The sequence below is a fragment of the Kribbella sp. NPDC056861 genome (assembly GCF_040687575.1).
In the GTDB taxonomy this organism is placed as follows: domain Bacteria; phylum Actinomycetota; class Actinomycetes; order Propionibacteriales; family Kribbellaceae; genus Kribbella.
In genome coordinates this window covers 154,640-169,432 of sequence record NZ_JBFBNQ010000002.1, presented here as the reverse complement: position 1 = coordinate 169,432, position 14,793 = coordinate 154,640, and the positions used below count along the sequence as shown (strand labels likewise).

The following is a 14,793-nucleotide window of genomic DNA, read 5'->3' as shown; positions in this document are numbered from 1 at the left end:
CCGACCGCCTTTCCCCGGCTATCGATCCGCTATCGACGCCCGGACCTGCGGACTTTTCCGCCTCAGCCGGGCCGGCTACGAGCGGTGGCCTCGGTCAGCGCTTAGGCTCCGGTCATGGCGAGCAAGCCGGATGAGGTGCGTGACGGAGTACCGCTGACCAATCTCGATCAGCCGCTGTTCGACGGCGCCGAGGCGACCAAACGAGAGCTGGTCGACTACCTGGACGCGGTGCACGAGGTGATGCTGCCCGGGTTGGCCGAGCGGCCGTTGTCGGTGGTGCGGATTCGCCCCGGGCAACCGTCGTTCATGCAGAAGAACGTCCCGAAGTACACGCCGGAGTGGGTGCGAACGGTCCCGGTGTGGGCGGAGGCGTCCAAGCGTGAGGTCTCGTACGCCGTCGCCGACGACCGGCGGACGCTGCTGTGGTTCGCGAACCAGCGGGCGGTGGAGTATCACCCGACGTTGACGCGGCTCGACCGGCCTGATCGGGTCACCCATCTGGTGTTGGACCTTGATCCGCCCGAGGGTGACGAGACGTTCGCGCTCGCCGTACAGGCGGCGCTGTTGGTCCGGCAGGCGCTGGCTGACCTGGGTCTCGACGGCGCAGTGAAGACGAGCGGCGCCAAGGGCGTGCACGTCTACGTGCCGATCGACGACACCGCCTCGATCGAGGACGCCGCCGCGGCAACGCGGGCCATCGCGGCGCGGGCCGCCCGGATCGACCCGAAGCTCGCGACCACGGCGTACGTGAAGGAGGAGCGGCACGGCAAGGTCTTCGTAGACTCCACCCGAGCCGGTGGCGCCACCGTCGTCGCGGCGTACAGCCCTCGCATCCGACCGCTCGCGACTGTCTCGTTTCCGGTCGGCTGGGCTGACATCGAACAGGTCACCCCGCAGGACTTCACCATCCGTACTGCGCCCGGCCTACTCGCGACCCCTTGGGCCGAACAGCTCCCGGCTCCGCAGCCGTTGCCCACCGACCTGATTGCCGAAGGCCACGAGATCCCGATCGCCCGAGTGGTCGCGATGCACGAAGGCAAGCGGCGCAAGGCCGCAGCCCGCAAGGCCGCCGAGGACGAGAGCTAGGCGGCAGCGCGGAGTACTTTGACGCGGTGCCGGAGCATGCGGGGAATGAAGAGCGAGTAGACCAGCACCAGCGGGGTCAGCCCGAGGAGCACCGCGCCCGGCAACGAAAACCTGCCGAGCATGAGGAAGCCGAGGACCAACGCCGCGCACATCACGACCAGGTTCCGGGTCCGGCCCGCCGAGGCCAGATGCCGCTCCGCGATCCGCACCGCCGCCGCCCGGATCTCAGGATCGACCGGCACCTTCCCACCCTGAGCAGCCTGGAACGCGAGCGTGGCAGCATCCCGCGACATCCCCGCGACGTCAGGCGCGAACCGCCGCTGGGCACGCCGGATGACGATCCCGAGGCCGGCCGAGATCACCACACTCGACAGCGCGGCGCTGATCAGCACCTCGACCGGGACCCCCGAGCCGGTGCCGGCCGTGAGCCCCAAGAACACCACCCCGATCCCGACCCCGACGGTGCCCCCCACGATCCAGGGCGACACATGAAGCGGATGAATGCGCATGCCGAAGAGTCTCAGACCACCGGCGAGGTCCGCGCGCCTTTTGCAGCAACTGACATCCACCGAGCTGACCACCCTTGGCTGACGGCGCCTCGCCAACACCCCAACCGCACGGGTCAGCTACCCGCCGACCCGCACCCGCGCGGGTTTGGGCGGGCACAACGCTCCAGCCCGCAGCGCGAGTACGGGTGGGGCAAACTGCTACTCCCCAGCAGTCATCAGATCCAACGCGGCATACCGCACATCCGCCACCGGATGCTCGCGCAGACCGGCCAGCACAGACCGCCACTCCGGCGACCAAGCCGAGTTGTCGGCTGCCGCACCGACCATCGCGAGCGCAAGCAAGCCATCCGCAGCACGACCGGTCCGCGCCAACTCGATCGCCGGTGCGAGGGATCGAAGCGCCGTCCGATGCGAAGGAGCATGCAACCGCGAGCGCAGTTGAGAAGCGACGGCAGCGATCACCAGAGGACGATCAGCAATCAGATCAGCCACAACACTCAACCCAGGCAGAGGGTCATTCCAGTCGAGTGCCCAGATCAGCGGCTGCACCCGCAGAGCCAAGTACTCCGGCCCCACGAGCTCAGCCGCCGCGTCGAGCAGCGGCTGCCGCGTGTGCCACTCGACCGCGCCACCCACCAACGCCATCACCACCGTGAGCCGCTGCCGAGCAGGGTGATCCCGCTCGGCCTCCGCGTTCGGCACTTGCGGATTGCTCTCCAACCGAACCAGCAACCTGACAACCGAAATCAGCTCGTCCCGCCCAAGCCCGCCGGCAACGATCTGAGACAGCGCACTACTCGCATCCCTCCAGTTGTTGCTGCGGTTGGAGAGATCAGTGACAAAAGCGGCACACACCGGCGCCACGGCAGAGTTATAGGGCGCCCACCCAGCCAGCGACCGCAGAGCCGCGCTCACCGACTCCGGCTCCGGCCTGTTGGTCACCGCGATCAGCAAGTCGGCATACCGCGACTTGTACCGCGCAGCCATCGTCCCCGGCGCCCGCTGCACCAAAACCGCCGCAGTAGCAGGCGAGTCATGCACAGCCTCCTGCAACAACGCCCAACTGGCCGGCTCATGCAGGAGATGCTGCGACGCAGCACTGGCGATCGCCGCCCGCACATCGCGATGCGCCGAAGCCCAAGCCTCACCCAGTACTTCGCCAGCCCCCGGCGCACGCAGTACGCCGAGCAACCGCGCCGCCTCCTTGCGGGACGTCACCTTCACGCCATCACCCACCAGTACCGGCCGGAACAGCTCAGCCAGCTGACTAGGCCTGACATACCGCGCCGCCCGTCCAGCGGCATACAGAGCCACCCGGGCGCGATCGTCACCCGCATGGCTCAGCAGTACCGGCAATGCCAGCTCCGGTTGGTCGGTCCAGGCAAGTGACCCGAGTGCCGCCTCCTGCAGGATCACCAGGTCGCTGCTGAGGAACGGCTCGACCGCAGCCCGCCCAATACCAGGGATGCGTCCCAGAGCCGAGATGGCTGCCGAGCGGGCCCACTCGGGCATGCGAGTGTCGTGGGCGGCACCGGCGACCAGCGCGGCGTACCGGCTGTGCTGGTGGGGGAGCCAGCGTCGGAGGGCGACCGTGGAGACCGCCCAGGCGTGGTGGTTGCGGTCGAAGCGCTGGATTCGTTTCGGGGTGGCGAGCACCTTGTCGAGCAGGTCGGTGCGGACCTCGGTGACGGCTGTCCAGACCGAGTCCCAGCGCGCCATGCCGAGATCGCGCTTGATGATCCGCCCGGTTCGTTCCGCCCGGGTCGCGGGCGGCCGGAGCCAGAGTCGAGCGGCCTGATCGACCGTGTACTCCTGGTTCGACCAGACCGCCTGCTCGAGTACCTCGTGCAGGTGCTGAATCGTCCAGCCACGTCGACCGAACGCCTCGGCGATCGCGAACGCGAGCTCGAACTCCAGCCGCTTCGCCGCGGCCTCGACGGACGGCCGAAGCGCTTCGTAGACAGCGATCTCGCGACCACGCGGGAGACCGTCGATGATCCCGTAGAGCTGAACCGTACCGGCGCTTTCGGCCAGTTGCGCGTGCGCCTGCAAACCCCAGCCGAGCAATGCGTTGTGGTTGCTCAAGGCCCCTTGCCGGACCGCGGTCTCGGCGAGGTCATTGACGGCCGAGCGAGAGGACCAGGAGGTATCGCGCGCCTCGAGCGTGTCGGTGAGCAGGGTCTGCAGCGCGTCGACGTGCGCGTCGGTGAGCAGCGAGGCCGGCAGGTCGGACGCCGCGCTGAGTACTGCGAGCCGCACCGGATCCTGGTCGTTGCGAACCCGGGCGGCCCACGTCAGAGCCTGCGCGATCGCCTCAGGTTGCCGCGAGTGCCCGGCACTCGCGATGACCGCGCGATAGACGCCCGAGCGGCTGACCGCTTCGGGGCGGCTGATCTCCGGTTCGAGCAGAGCGAAGGCTTCGGCGTACGGCAGGTGAGCGATGACCGGCCAGCGGGCGGGCGGGTCCTCGCTGATCTTGGGGAGCTGAAGCATCCGCCGCGCCTGCTCCTGACGGACGGCCCGGGGGAGTACGGAGAGGAGCCGGTCGGGCAGGACCGTCTGGTCGAGATCGACGCCAGACGTCACCGCGGCGAAGACCGCCGACCGCCGGGAGGGTGGGAGGTCGGCCAGCAGGTTCTCGATATTCGGCCACAGGCCGCGACCTAGAGCACTCAGGTCCTCGTCGCTGAACCGGTAGAGCCTGCGCCGGAGCGCAGGGGTGAGCGCCCGATGGATCGTCGACGCTCGATCGGGCGCGAGCAGGACCGCCAGCAGCCCAGCTGGATCGAGGTCGGCGTACCGGCCGATGATGTTGACGACAGCTCCAGGCATGTCGTACTGCGGAAGCGCGGCGCCGATCAGCTCCAGCACACGCTCGGGGCGCTGGTCGATCGTCGCCATCGCGCCGTAGCCGACGCTGTCCCACCACTGCGTCCGATAGCGGTCGTTCGGAAGGGACTCGAAGGCGTAATCGAGTACGGCGTCCGGGTGGTGCGGAGCCAGGCGCTGCCACTCACCGGCCGACAAGGTGTAGCCGAGTTCAGGCAGCAGCCGGTCGACGGTGGCTCGATCGGCGCAACTGAGCAGGGCTGCCGCGGAGTGATCACCCCAGCGCTCGCGGTGCTCATCGATCAGCCGGGCGGCCAGTGCCTCACGCCGGGTGCGGCGGATGACGGTGAGGATCCGGGCGCGGAGAGCCGCAGGCGCATCGGAGTACAGGGATCGCAGGGCGTCGTCAGAGACCGGTACGCCACGGCCGGCGGCGGACAGTGCTCGCCATTGGAGTAGCGGGTCGCTGAGCAGCTTGGTGATGTGCTCGACGTCGCTGGCCACCTGGGCGAGCTGCAGGCCGACTGTGCGGGCGAAGGTGTCGCCGCTGTCGAGCTCGGTGATGAGCGCGGCCAACTCCGGCGTACCGCGCAGCCGGCGTGCGTGCTCGACGATCAGCTGGACGCGTTCGGAGTACGGGAGTCCGGTGAGGGCGCTCAGCAATTTGGTCGCTCGCATGTCCCCATCCTGCCGAACCGGGGAGTCAGTCCGGTGGCAGCGTGGCCGTCATCAGCAGTTGGGCTGCTTCGCGGGCCCGGGTTGCCGGGGCGGCCGACTCGGAGAAGACCGAGGTGGTGATCGCGCCTTCGCTGAGCAGGATCAGGTAGTCGGCCAGGCGTTGGGGATCCGGAGCGCCGGCCGCGGCCGACAGGTCGCGCAGTGCGTCGCGGAAGCCGGCCTTGTGTTTGCGCGCCATATCGGCGACTTGGGGTGAGACCGTGCCGAGCTCGCCGAAGGAGTTGATGAAGGCGCAGCCGCGGAAGCTCTTCTCCTGGAACCAGGTGTCGAGGAAGTCGAAGACGGCCAGGATGCGCTCGCGCGGCTCGGTCTCGGCCTCCACATGGTCGGCGAGCATCTGCTTCCAGAGCAGGTCGCGCTTGTCCAGATAGGCCTCGATCAGGTGGTGCTTGGACGGGAAGAGCTGGTAGAGCCGCTTCAGCGAGACGCCCGACGCGGTCCGGATCGCGTCCATCCCGACGGCCTGGACGCCGCGTTCGTAGAAGAGAGCGTCCGCGGCGTCCAGTACCTGCTGCTGCGCGGTCGCTGTGTCGATCGTCATAGCGCCTTCCTCGAAGTTCGGACTTGCAGTGAGAACCAACGTTCCCCTACAGTACTCGACATCGGCAGAGAACGCTCGTTCTCAGCCGTCGGATCTCAGTAGAGGAGCACTTCGATGACCGTTCTGGAGCCCGCTGCCCAAGCTTTCGCCGACGCCACCAGCGTCCCGCCGTTCCTGTTCCAGCTGCCGCCGGAGGAGGGGCGCAAGGCGGTCGACGAGGTGCAGACCACCGACTACCCGAAGCTCCCGGTCGACGAGGAGTGGCTGACCGTCCCGAACGGCGACGACACCGTCAAGGTCCGGGTGATCCGCCCGGCCGGCGTCACCGGGCCGCTGCCGGTGATCCTCTACATCCACGGCGCGGGCTGGGTCTTCGGCAACGCGCACACCCACGACCGGCTGATCCGCGAGCTGGCGGTCGGCGCGAACGCGGCGCTGGTCTTCCCGGAGTACGACCTGTCGCCGGAGGCGCGGTACCCGATCGCGCTCGAGCAGAACTACGCCGCCGCCCGCTGGATCGTTGCTTCCGGCAAGGATCACGACCTGGACGCGAGCCGGCTGGCGATCGTCGGCGACTCGGTCGGCGGCAACATGGCGGCGGCCGTAACGCTGCTCGCGAAGGAGCGCGGCGACGTGACTTTCAACCAGCAGGTGCTGTTCTACCCGGTCACCGACGCGTCGTTCGACACGGCGTCGTACCACGAGTTCGCCACCGGCTACTTCCTGGCCCGGGAAGGAATGCAGTGGTTCTGGGACCAGTACACGACCGACGAGGCGCAGCGCAACGAGATCACCGCGTCGCCGCTGCGGGCCACCGTCGAGCAGCTCCGCGGGTTGCCGACCGCGCTGGTGATCAACGGCGAGGCCGACGTACTGCGTGACGAGGGCGAGGCCTACGCCAACAAGCTCCGCGAGGCCGGGGTCGATGTCACCGCGGTCCGGTTCGGCGGCGTCATCCACGACTTCGTGATGGTCGACGCGCTGCGCGCCACGAACGCCGCCGAGGCCGCGATCAACCTGGCGATCACCGCGCTGCGCAAGGCGCTCGCGTAGTACGGCGCCCGCTCCAGTAGTAGTTGCTAGCCGTCAACGCCCGAGCTGACCTTTTCCAGCTCGGCGTAGGCGGCGGCGAGCTTCGGCAGCGTGTAGTGCGCGTTCAGCCCGCTCGGGTTGGGCAGGATCCAGACCCGGGTCTCGCCGATCAGCCGGGTCTGCTCGCCCATCGCGGCCTTCCGCTCGCCGAACGCGTCCCGGTACGCCGTGACGCCCACGACCGCCAGCCATCGCGGCTGATACTCGAGCACCTTCTCGACCAGCTTCTCCCCGCCGGCGATCAGCTCGGCCTTGGTCAGCTCATCAGCCTTCGCCGACGGTCGCGCCACCACATTGGTGATCCCCAGCCCCAGCCCCAGCCCCAGCAACTCTCGCTGCTCGTCCGGCCGGAACTGCCGAGGGGTGAAGCCCGCCTGGTGCAACGCAGGCCAGAACCGGTTCCCCGGCCGGGCGAAGTGATGCCCGGTCTCAGCGGAGATCAGCCCCGGATTGATGCCGCAGAACAACACGGTCAACCCGGGGCCGATCACATCGTCAATTGACTGCACCGCAGAACCCTAGCCCGGTAGGTCAGTCGTTCTCGTTGTTGAGGGGGCTGGGGAGCTGGGCGTTGATGCAGGAGCGGGCCACGAAGAGCCAGATGGTCTCGCCGAGAGCGTCGACCCGGATCATCGAGGCGCCGCCGTCGGCGGTCGTGTAGCGGTAGCCGCCCGTGGTGGGGAGGGCGAAGTTGACCGGGTCGTGCAGGGCTCCGGTCGTGTAGGTGCTGTCGGTGAAGTAGTTGTAGTAGCCGGTGCAGGCCGACGGATTGATCCGTACGACGATCGCGCCGTTCCCGGTGTGCGGTGCGACATCGAAGTCGCGGCCGAACGAGCGGCGGTGCACCAACCGGTCACTGGTCGCGCTGCTGCAACTGTCCGCGACCGGCGTCGAGTGCGAGGTGTCGAGCGCGCCCGGGACCAGATAGGCGCAGAAGTTCGTCCCGTTGCTCGCCCGCCAGCGGCCGAAGTGGAAGTTGTTCGGCGTCGTGGTGCTGACGTCGAAGCGAGTGCCGCCGATCGCCGTGCCCATCACGTAGCCGCAGGACTTGTTGGCCAGCCAGCCACCGGCCGGCATCACCCCGTGGTTGTTGCAGGCCGCGGGCTTGGTGACGTTGGTGGTGGTCACGTACTGGTTGATCGCGTGGGCCGGCTGACTCAGTCCGGCCAGCGCCAGTACGCCGGTCGCCAGCGCGATGAGGGTCCTCTTCATGTCAGCAGAACCAGCCGTCCTGGACCCAGCCGTTGTGGTTGATCGTGCCGTAGGCGAACCCGTGCACCCAGCCCGGGATGATCTGGTCGACCGTGAAGGTCTCGTTGCGGTGCAGCGTGCCGGCCCGGGCGCCACCCGGCTCGGTACGGAACTGCAGGTCGTCGGCGCAGACGGTCTCCCGGACGCCGATGTGACCGTTGGCGGCTTGCGCCTGGGAGGTGTTGAGGGCGAGGCCGACGACGACCAGAGCGGCGCCGGCGGCGGCAGTACGCAGTACTCGGTTCATTGCTGTCTCCTGAAGGGCGGTAGGGAGAGGTCGGAGGGGATTTACCAGCTGTCGTAGCCGCCGATGCACTCGACCCGGATGAAGCCCCAGTCGTTCGGGCCGAAGTCCTGGATCGAGGCCCAGCCGTTGTAGACCGGGTGACCCGGGCTGTGGCCGATCTTGTCGCCGTAGCCGAGGGTCCGGATGTAGGTGACCGGTCCGGGGATCGAGAAGTTGTAGTTCTCGTACATCGTCGCGCTCTCGCAGATGTTCACCGCGTGCCGCGGTACCTCGACCGCGGTGGCGGCCGGAGCGCCGGCGCCGAGGGCGATCCCGGCCGCGGCGAGCGTGGCGACGGTGAGTGCGATGGGAGTCTTGCGTGTCATCTGAGCCTCCATCAAGTTGTCATCTGAGATGACGGTAGGCCGTGTCGCCAGAGATGGCAATAGGTGTACTCAGTGGATACGCTGAGCTGGTGAACAGCACTCGACCGGCGCTCGACCAGGAGGCTGAGCTGTCGCGTAAGGCCTTCTACGGGATCGCCGAGATCGCCGAGGCGCTCGGTCTGAACCGGCAGCTGGTGACCGCTTGGCGCCGGCGCCGCAGCCATGGCATGCCGGAGCCGGACGCCGAGTTGTCGTCCGGCCCGATCTGGCGCGGAGAGACCGTCGAGCCGTGGATCGACCAGGTCCGCGACCGCCGGGACACCACCTCTCAGCCGGTCACTGCCGACGTTGCTTTCAAGGCGAGCCGGCGGATGTTGCGAGTGGCCGCGTTGCTGTTGGAGCAACCGATCCGGCTCCGGCTGCTGAGTCAGGCGCTGGCCGAGGCGCGCGAACTGATCCCGGTCGTCGACGAAGCCGCCGACGACCCGCTCAGCAAGACCGTCGCGCAACTGCTCGGCCCGCTGCGCAAGAGCGGTGACGAGCCCGCCGATCTGGTCGCCTTTCGCCGGCAGGTGCTTGCTGAACTGGCACACCTGGAACCACTGATCCGGATGGCAGCAGAATCCCTTCCGGATCCGGAGAGTGCGGGTTAGTGTGCGAGCCGTGATCGTCGAAGTACCTGGCTACCGCCTGGCGGAGCCGCTGGGTGCGGGTGCGACAGGGGCGGTGTACGAAGCGACCCGACTGGCCGATGGGGCGGCCTTCGCGGTCAAGGTCGTGCATCCCGAGCTGGTCGACCCGCAGTACCGTGACCGGCTGCGCCGGGAAGCGCGACTGGCCGGCGCCGTCGTTCACCCCGGGGTGGTCCGGGTCCACGAGGTGGGCGGGGAAGGCGATCGCGCCTGGCTGGTGATGGATCGGCTGAGCGGGCCGGATCTCCAATGCCTGTTGGAGTCCGACGGTCCGCTGGCACCTGATCGAGCCGTCGAAATGATGGCGCAGGTCGCCGAGGCGGTCGACGTACTGCACCAGGCCGGCGTGATCCACCGTGACCTGAAGCCGGCCAACATCATCCTCGACGGCGATCGCCCGATGGTCGCGGACTTCGGGGTCGCCCGGCAGTTGGTCAGCCTGGAGTCGAGCACCGGGATGGACCTCAGTGACGGCGTCGGCTGGCTGCAGAGCGGCTCGCCTTCGGGTCCGTCGCTCGGCGCTGCCGCGGGAACCGTTGCGTACATGGCGCCTGAGCAGTGGCGTGGCGATCCGGTGTCGGCGGCGAGTGACGTCTACGCGCTCGGCGGGACCCTCTTCTCGTTGCTCACCGGTGAGCGGCCTTTCAATCGCAGGACCTTGCCGGAGCTTGCCTATGCGGTGGCGATGCTGCCGCCGCCGATGCCGAGCCTGTACGGCGTACCGGCTGGGTTCGATGCGGTGATTCGTCGGGCGATGGCCAAGGAGCCGGGGGAGCGGTATGCCACCGCGGCCGCGTTTGCCGACGCGTTGCGGACGGCTGCAGCGGGTGGCGAGCTACCAGTCCAGCGCGTACGCCGCCGGCGGGTTGCGCTGTGGGCCGCGATCGCGGTCCCGGTCGTGGTGGCCGGCGGGATCGGCGCGACTGTGCTCGCGCAAGGCCATGGGTCGCCGGCGAGCAAGTTGACCGTCTGCGCGGAGGACGCGACCGTTCGGGACGCGCCGCGCAGCCGGACGGTGGTCGCGAAGGTCTATCGCGGCGACCAGTTGACCCCGATCGCCCCGCGGGACGGCGATTCCTGGGTGCATGTCGAGCTCGCGGACGGCCGGACCGGCTGGGCATTGACCGACTTCGTCCGGCATCAGTGCTGATCGTCAACCTTTGGTTGACTTGAGGCGTTAGTCAACCTAGCGTTGACGTCATGACCCCAGGACCCGATCTCCAGCAACTCATCGACACGATCCGCGAAGACGCCGCCTCCGACGACGTCCTGGCCCAGCTCGGCGCGGCCGCGACTACGATCAACGAGCTCACCAGCACCAGCGACGCCGCCCTCGGGTACTTCGTCGACCGCGCCCGCGGCGCCGGCAAGTCCTGGGTCGAGATCAGCGCTGTGCTCGGCGTCAGCAAGCAGGCCGCGCACAAACGCTTCGCCGACTCCTGGACGGCCGCCGCGGTGCTCGACCACTACACCCCGCGCACCAAGGCCGTGCTGGTCGCCGCGAAGGAGGTTGCCCGCGGCTTCAATCACCCGTTCCTCGGCACCGAGCACTTGCTGCTCGCCCTCTTCAGCCAGCCGGAGGCGCTCGCCACGCGCGTTCTGCTCGAACGCGGCATCACCGAGGAAGCGGTCGCCGCGGCCGTCACTCCGCTGAGCCCGGCCAAGGGTCCTTCGAAGGATGTCGAGGCCGCCCTGTCGGCCGAGAATCCGCCGTACACGCGGAAAGCGGCGCACGTCCTCCAGGGCGCGGTCGCCGAAGCGCTGGTGCTCGGCCACAACTACGTCGGCACCGAGCACCTGCTGCTCGCCTTCTACCGCGACTCGGCCAGCGTCGCGACGGAGGTCCTGACCGGGCTCGGACTCGACGAAACCGCCGCCTGGGCGGCGATCCGGGCGGCCCTTGAGGAACTGACCAAGGCCAAATAGGAAAATCACTCCGGGAGTTGGAACGGGCGAGCTAACGTCGTCTGAGTGACCAGTGCACCTGTTGAGCTTCCCCGAAAGGCCGGCGAGCTGCGCGCCGCCGGTTACCTCCCCCGCACGATCAAGGCCGAGCTTCGCGACAACCTGCTCCAGGAGTTGCGCGCCGGTCGTGACCCCTGGCCCGGCATCGTCGGGTTCTCCCGGACCGTCATTCCCCAGCTCGAACGCGCCCTGCTCGCGGGGCACGACGTAGTACTCCTCGGTGAGCGAGGACAAGGCAAGACCCGGCTGCTCCGGTCGCTGAAGGACCTGCTCGACGAGTGGACCCCGGTGATCGAGGGCGCCGAACTGCCCGAGCACCCGCTCGAGCCGATCACCCCCGCGTCCATCCGGCGCGCGGCCGAGCTCGGCGACGACCTGCCGGTCGCCTGGCTGCACCGCGACCTCCGGTACGCCGAGAAGCTCGCCACCCCCGACACCTCGGTCGGCGACCTGATCGGTGACGTCGACCCGGTCAAGGTGGCCGAGGGCCGCAGCCTCGGTGACCCCGAGACGATCCACTTCGGGCTCGTCCCGCGGTCCCATCGCGGCATCGTCGCCATCAACGAGCTGCCCGACCTGGCCGAGCGGATCCAGGTCGCGTTGCTGAACGTGATGGAGGAGCGCGACATCCAGGTCCGTGGCTACACGCTGCGGCTGCCGCTCGACATCTTGCTGGTGGCAACGGCCAACCCCGAGGACTACACCAACCGCGGCCGGATCATCACGCCGCTGAAGGACCGGTTCGGGGCCGAGGTCCGGACCCACTACCCGCTCGACATCGACGCGGAGGTGGACGTCGTCCGGCAGGAGAGTCACCTCGTCGCCGAGGTGGGCGAGCCGCTGCTGGAGGTGCTCGCGCGGTTCGTGCGGCACCTGCGCGAGTCGACCGCGATCGACCAGCGCTCGGGTGTCTCCGCGCGCTTCGCGATCGCCGCTGCCGAGACGGTGGCGGCCGCCGCGTTGCGCCGGTCGGCAATCACTGGCGAGGAGCCGGCCGTTGCCAGGCCGGTCGACCTGGAGGCTGTTCCCGCAGTACTGCGGGGAAAGCTGGAGTTCGAGCCAGGCGAGGAGGGACGTGAGGTCGAGCTGCTCGAGTACCTGCTGCGTCGCTCGGTCGCCGACACTGCGCGCGAACGGTTCGCCGGGCTCGACCTGACGCCGCTCGCGGATGCCGTTGCCCAAGGCCACTTGGTGACCACCGGCGAGCGGATCCCCGGCCGCGACGTACTGGCTGCTCTCCCCGAGCTGCCCGTGCTGCACGACGTCGCGATCAGGGCGGGTGCCGACCCGGGTGACTCGCCGGGCCGCATCGCCGCCGCTGTCGAGCTCGCTCTCGAAGCCCTCTACTTGTCCAAGCGATTGGCCAAAGACGCGGACGACGACACAACCGTCTACGGCGGCTGACATGTCCCAGCTACCGGAAGGCTGGTCCTACGGACCGTGGCACGACGGGCCCGACCCGCTCGCCCCGCCGGTGGATCTGCGGGACGCGCTGGACGAGCTCGGCCGCGACGTGATGGGCGGCTCGTCACCGAGGTCCGCGCTGGAGGAGTTGCTCCGGCGCGGGACTCGCGACACCCAAGGGCTCGACGATCTGACCCGCCGGTTGTGGGAGCGGCGTCGCGAGATCCAGCGGCGGCACAACCTCGACGGCACCTTGCGTGACGTGCAGCGGCTGCTGGACGAAGCGCTCGAGGCCGAGCGGCACGACCTGTTCCCGAACCCGTCCGACGAGGCTCGCTTCCGTGAGATGCAGCTCGACGCGCTCCCGTCGGGCACGGCGGCCGCCGTACGGGAGTTGGCCAACTACGACTGGCAGTCGAGCGAGGCCCGGCAGAAGTACGAGGAGATCCGCGAGCTGCTCGGCCGGGAGCTGCTCGGGTCGCGGTTCGAGGGCATGAAGGAGGCCCTGGAGAACACGACTCCCGAGGACGTCGAGCGGATCAACGAGATGCTGTCCGATCTCAACGCGCTGCTCGCGGCGCACGCGCAGGGGCATCCGCAGATCGATGACCTGTTCAACGAGTTCATGGCCAAGCACGGCGAGTTCTTCCCGGAGAATCCGCGCACGGTCGACGAGCTGATCGACGTACTGGCTGCTCGTGCGGCGGCCGCGCAGCGGATGCTCAACTCGATGACGCCGGAGCAGCGAGCCGAGCTGGCTCAGCTCTCGCAGCAGGCGTTCGGCAATCCGCAACTGTCGCAGCAGTTGGCGAATCTCGACGCGCAACTGCAGGCACTCCGGCCGGGCGAGGACTGGTCGGGGTCCGAGCGGATGAGCGGTGACGATCCGCTCGGCTTGGCCGAAGGGGCTCGGGCGATGTCCGATCTCGCCGAGCTGGATGCGCTGGCCGAGCAGCTGGCCCAGTCGTATCCAGGTGCTCGGCTGGAGGACATCGACCTCGACGCGTTGACCCGGCAGCTCGGCGACGAGGCGACGGTCGACGCGCGGCGGCTCTCGGAGCTGGAGCGCGAGCTGCGCAAGCAGGGGCTGTTGGAGCGTGCGCCTGACGGGACGCTGCAACTGTCTCCGAAGGCGCTCCGGCAACTCGGTCAGACAGCCCTGTCCGACGTACTGCGAACTGCCCGTGGCCAGTCCGGCGAACGCGACGCCGCCTCGGCGGGAGCCGCCGGCGAGCTGAGCGGATCGACCCGGCCGTGGCAGTTCGGCGACACCCAGTCGTGGGACGTCTCCCGGACGGTTCGCAACGCAGTACTGCGAAATGCCGGTGCCGGACGCGACGGGTCGGTGCGGCTGGACGTGGCCGATGTGGAGATCGCCGAGACCGAGCATCGGGCCCGCGCCGCGGTCGCGCTGCTGGTCGACACGTCGTGGTCGATGGTGCAGGAGGGCCGCTGGCTACCGATGAAGCGGACTGCGCTCGCCTTGCACCAGCTGATCTCGACGCGCTACCGGAACGACGCACTGCAGCTGATCACCTTCGGCCGGTACGCCGGGGTGGTGGAGCTGCCGCAACTCATAGGCATGGAAGGCACCTGGGAGCAGGGCACCAACGCGCATCACGCGCTGCTGCTCGCCGGCCGGCACCTGCGACGTCATCCGGACGCGCAGCCGGTGGTGCTGATGGTCACCGACGGGGAGCCGACGGCCCACCTGGAGCCTGACGGTACGGCGGAGTTCGACTACCCGCCGCGGCCGGCCACCCTGCGCAAGACCGTCTTCGAGGTCGACCGGCTGGCCAAGCTCGGCGCGAGCCTGTCGATCTTCCGGCTCGGCGACGATCCCCGGCTGAACTCGTTCGTCGATCTGCTGGCCCGGCGCAGTGGTGGCCGGGTGCTGGCACCGGACGTGGACGGCCTCGGCGCGGCCGTGGTCGGCGACTATTTGAGGACCCGTCGCCGACTCTGAGGACAAGAGCAAAGGACAAGAGCAAAGGACAAGAGCAAAGGACAAGAGCAAAGGACAAGAGCAAAGGACAAGAGCAAAGGACAAGAGCAAAGGACAAGAGCAAAGGAC

Annotated in this window: 14 protein-coding genes; 7 read left to right on the top strand and 7 right to left on the bottom strand. The window is 68.8% G+C overall.

Going from position 1 to position 14,793, the window contains the following annotated elements:
* Positions 1-114 precede the first annotated feature (114 nt).
* Positions 115-1,086: a non-homologous end-joining DNA ligase gene (ligD, locus tag AB0P21_RS07810; RefSeq protein WP_363694679.1), complete on the top strand. Its 972-nt coding sequence runs from the start codon at positions 115-117 to the stop codon at positions 1,084-1,086.
* Here ligD and AB0P21_RS07805 read toward each other — a convergent pair.
* From AB0P21_RS07805 to AB0P21_RS07795, 3 genes are all read right to left on the bottom strand, one after another.
* A complete protein-coding gene (locus AB0P21_RS07805) occupies positions 1,083-1,595 on the bottom strand; it encodes a hypothetical protein (RefSeq protein WP_363694678.1) in 513 nt (170 codons plus the stop codon). The two genes, ligD and AB0P21_RS07805, sit on opposite strands and share 4 nt — an antisense overlap.
* Before the next feature lie 198 nt (positions 1,596-1,793).
* A complete protein-coding gene (locus AB0P21_RS07800; RefSeq protein ID WP_363694676.1) occupies positions 1,794-5,102 on the bottom strand; it encodes a hypothetical protein in 3,309 nt (1,102 codons plus the stop codon).
* 25 nt (positions 5,103-5,127) lie between these two features.
* Complete coding sequence (locus AB0P21_RS07795) at positions 5,128-5,703, bottom strand: TetR/AcrR family transcriptional regulator (protein ID WP_363694675.1); 576 nt, start codon at positions 5,701-5,703, stop codon at positions 5,128-5,130.
* Positions 5,704-5,817: 114 nt separating this feature from the next.
* On the opposite strand from AB0P21_RS07795, the gene AB0P21_RS07790 reads away from it, so the two are divergent.
* A complete protein-coding gene (locus tag AB0P21_RS07790) occupies positions 5,818-6,756 on the top strand; it encodes an alpha/beta hydrolase (RefSeq protein WP_363694674.1) in 939 nt (312 codons plus the stop codon).
* 26 nt (positions 6,757-6,782) lie between these two features.
* Here AB0P21_RS07790 and mug read toward each other — a convergent pair whose 3' ends face one another.
* Genes mug through AB0P21_RS07770 form a run of 4 tightly spaced genes read right to left on the bottom strand, consistent with a single transcriptional unit; the run spans position 6,783 to position 8,658 of the window.
* Positions 6,783-7,304, bottom strand: a complete 522-nt coding sequence (gene mug, locus AB0P21_RS07785) for a G/U mismatch-specific DNA glycosylase (RefSeq protein ID WP_363694673.1) — start codon at positions 7,302-7,304, stop codon at positions 6,783-6,785.
* Positions 7,305-7,326: 22 nt separating this feature from the next.
* A complete protein-coding gene (locus tag AB0P21_RS07780; protein WP_363694672.1) occupies positions 7,327-8,007 on the bottom strand; it encodes a hypothetical protein in 681 nt (226 codons plus the stop codon).
* A 1-nt stretch (position 8,008) separates the two neighbouring features.
* Positions 8,009-8,293, bottom strand: coding sequence for a hypothetical protein (locus tag AB0P21_RS07775; protein ID WP_363694670.1), 285 nt, complete (start codon positions 8,291-8,293; stop codon positions 8,009-8,011).
* A 41-nt stretch (positions 8,294-8,334) separates the two neighbouring features.
* Positions 8,335-8,658, bottom strand: a complete 324-nt coding sequence (locus AB0P21_RS07770; RefSeq protein WP_363694668.1) for a hypothetical protein — start codon at positions 8,656-8,658, stop codon at positions 8,335-8,337.
* 89 nt (positions 8,659-8,747) lie between these two features.
* On the opposite strand from AB0P21_RS07770, the gene AB0P21_RS07765 reads away from it, so the two are divergent.
* From AB0P21_RS07765 to AB0P21_RS07745, 5 genes are read left to right on the top strand one after another with little or no spacing between them, the layout of a single operon-like run.
* On the top strand, positions 8,748-9,311 hold the full coding sequence (locus AB0P21_RS07765) for a hypothetical protein (protein ID WP_363694666.1): 564 nt from the start codon (positions 8,748-8,750) through the stop codon (positions 9,309-9,311).
* A gap of 10 nt (positions 9,312-9,321) precedes the next feature.
* Positions 9,322-10,500: a serine/threonine protein kinase gene (locus AB0P21_RS07760; protein WP_363694665.1), complete on the top strand. Its 1,179-nt coding sequence runs from the start codon at positions 9,322-9,324 to the stop codon at positions 10,498-10,500.
* A 50-nt stretch (positions 10,501-10,550) separates the two neighbouring features.
* Positions 10,551-11,276 (top strand): Clp protease N-terminal domain-containing protein, encoded by a 726-nt coding sequence (locus AB0P21_RS07755; RefSeq protein ID WP_363694663.1) that lies wholly within the window; start codon positions 10,551-10,553, stop codon positions 11,274-11,276.
* A 45-nt stretch (positions 11,277-11,321) separates the two neighbouring features.
* Complete coding sequence (locus AB0P21_RS07750; RefSeq protein ID WP_363694662.1) at positions 11,322-12,719, top strand: sigma 54-interacting transcriptional regulator; 1,398 nt, start codon at positions 11,322-11,324, stop codon at positions 12,717-12,719.
* Between the two features lies 1 nt (position 12,720).
* A complete protein-coding gene (locus AB0P21_RS07745; RefSeq protein ID WP_363694659.1) occupies positions 12,721-14,685 on the top strand; it encodes a VWA domain-containing protein in 1,965 nt (654 codons plus the stop codon).
* The last annotated feature ends 108 nt before the right edge of the window (positions 14,686-14,793 follow it).

Bases quoted from the DNA above. Each gene is read 5' to 3' on its own strand.
- AB0P21_RS07745 (WP_363694659.1), top strand. From the start codon at position 12,721: ATGTCCCAGCTACCGGAAGGCTGGTCCTACGGACCGTGGCACGACGGG.
- AB0P21_RS07800 (WP_363694676.1), bottom strand. From the start codon at position 5,102: ATGCGAGCGACCAAATTGCTGAGCGCCCTCACCGGACTCCCGTACTCC.
- AB0P21_RS07805 (WP_363694678.1), bottom strand. From the start codon at position 1,595: ATGCGCATTCATCCGCTTCATGTGTCGCCCTGGATCGTGGGGGGCACC.
- ligD (WP_363694679.1), top strand. From the start codon at position 115: ATGGCGAGCAAGCCGGATGAGGTGCGTGACGGAGTACCGCTGACCAAT.
- AB0P21_RS07775 (WP_363694670.1), bottom strand. From the start codon at position 8,293: ATGAACCGAGTACTGCGTACTGCCGCCGCCGGCGCCGCTCTGGTCGTC.
- AB0P21_RS07755 (WP_363694663.1), top strand. From the start codon at position 10,551: ATGACCCCAGGACCCGATCTCCAGCAACTCATCGACACGATCCGCGAA.
- AB0P21_RS07790 (WP_363694674.1), top strand. From the start codon at position 5,818: ATGACCGTTCTGGAGCCCGCTGCCCAAGCTTTCGCCGACGCCACCAGC.
- AB0P21_RS07770 (WP_363694668.1), bottom strand. From the start codon at position 8,658: ATGACACGCAAGACTCCCATCGCACTCACCGTCGCCACGCTCGCCGCG.
- AB0P21_RS07780 (WP_363694672.1), bottom strand. From the start codon at position 8,007: ATGAAGAGGACCCTCATCGCGCTGGCGACCGGCGTACTGGCGCTGGCC.
- AB0P21_RS07795 (WP_363694675.1), bottom strand. From the start codon at position 5,703: ATGACGATCGACACAGCGACCGCGCAGCAGCAGGTACTGGACGCCGCG.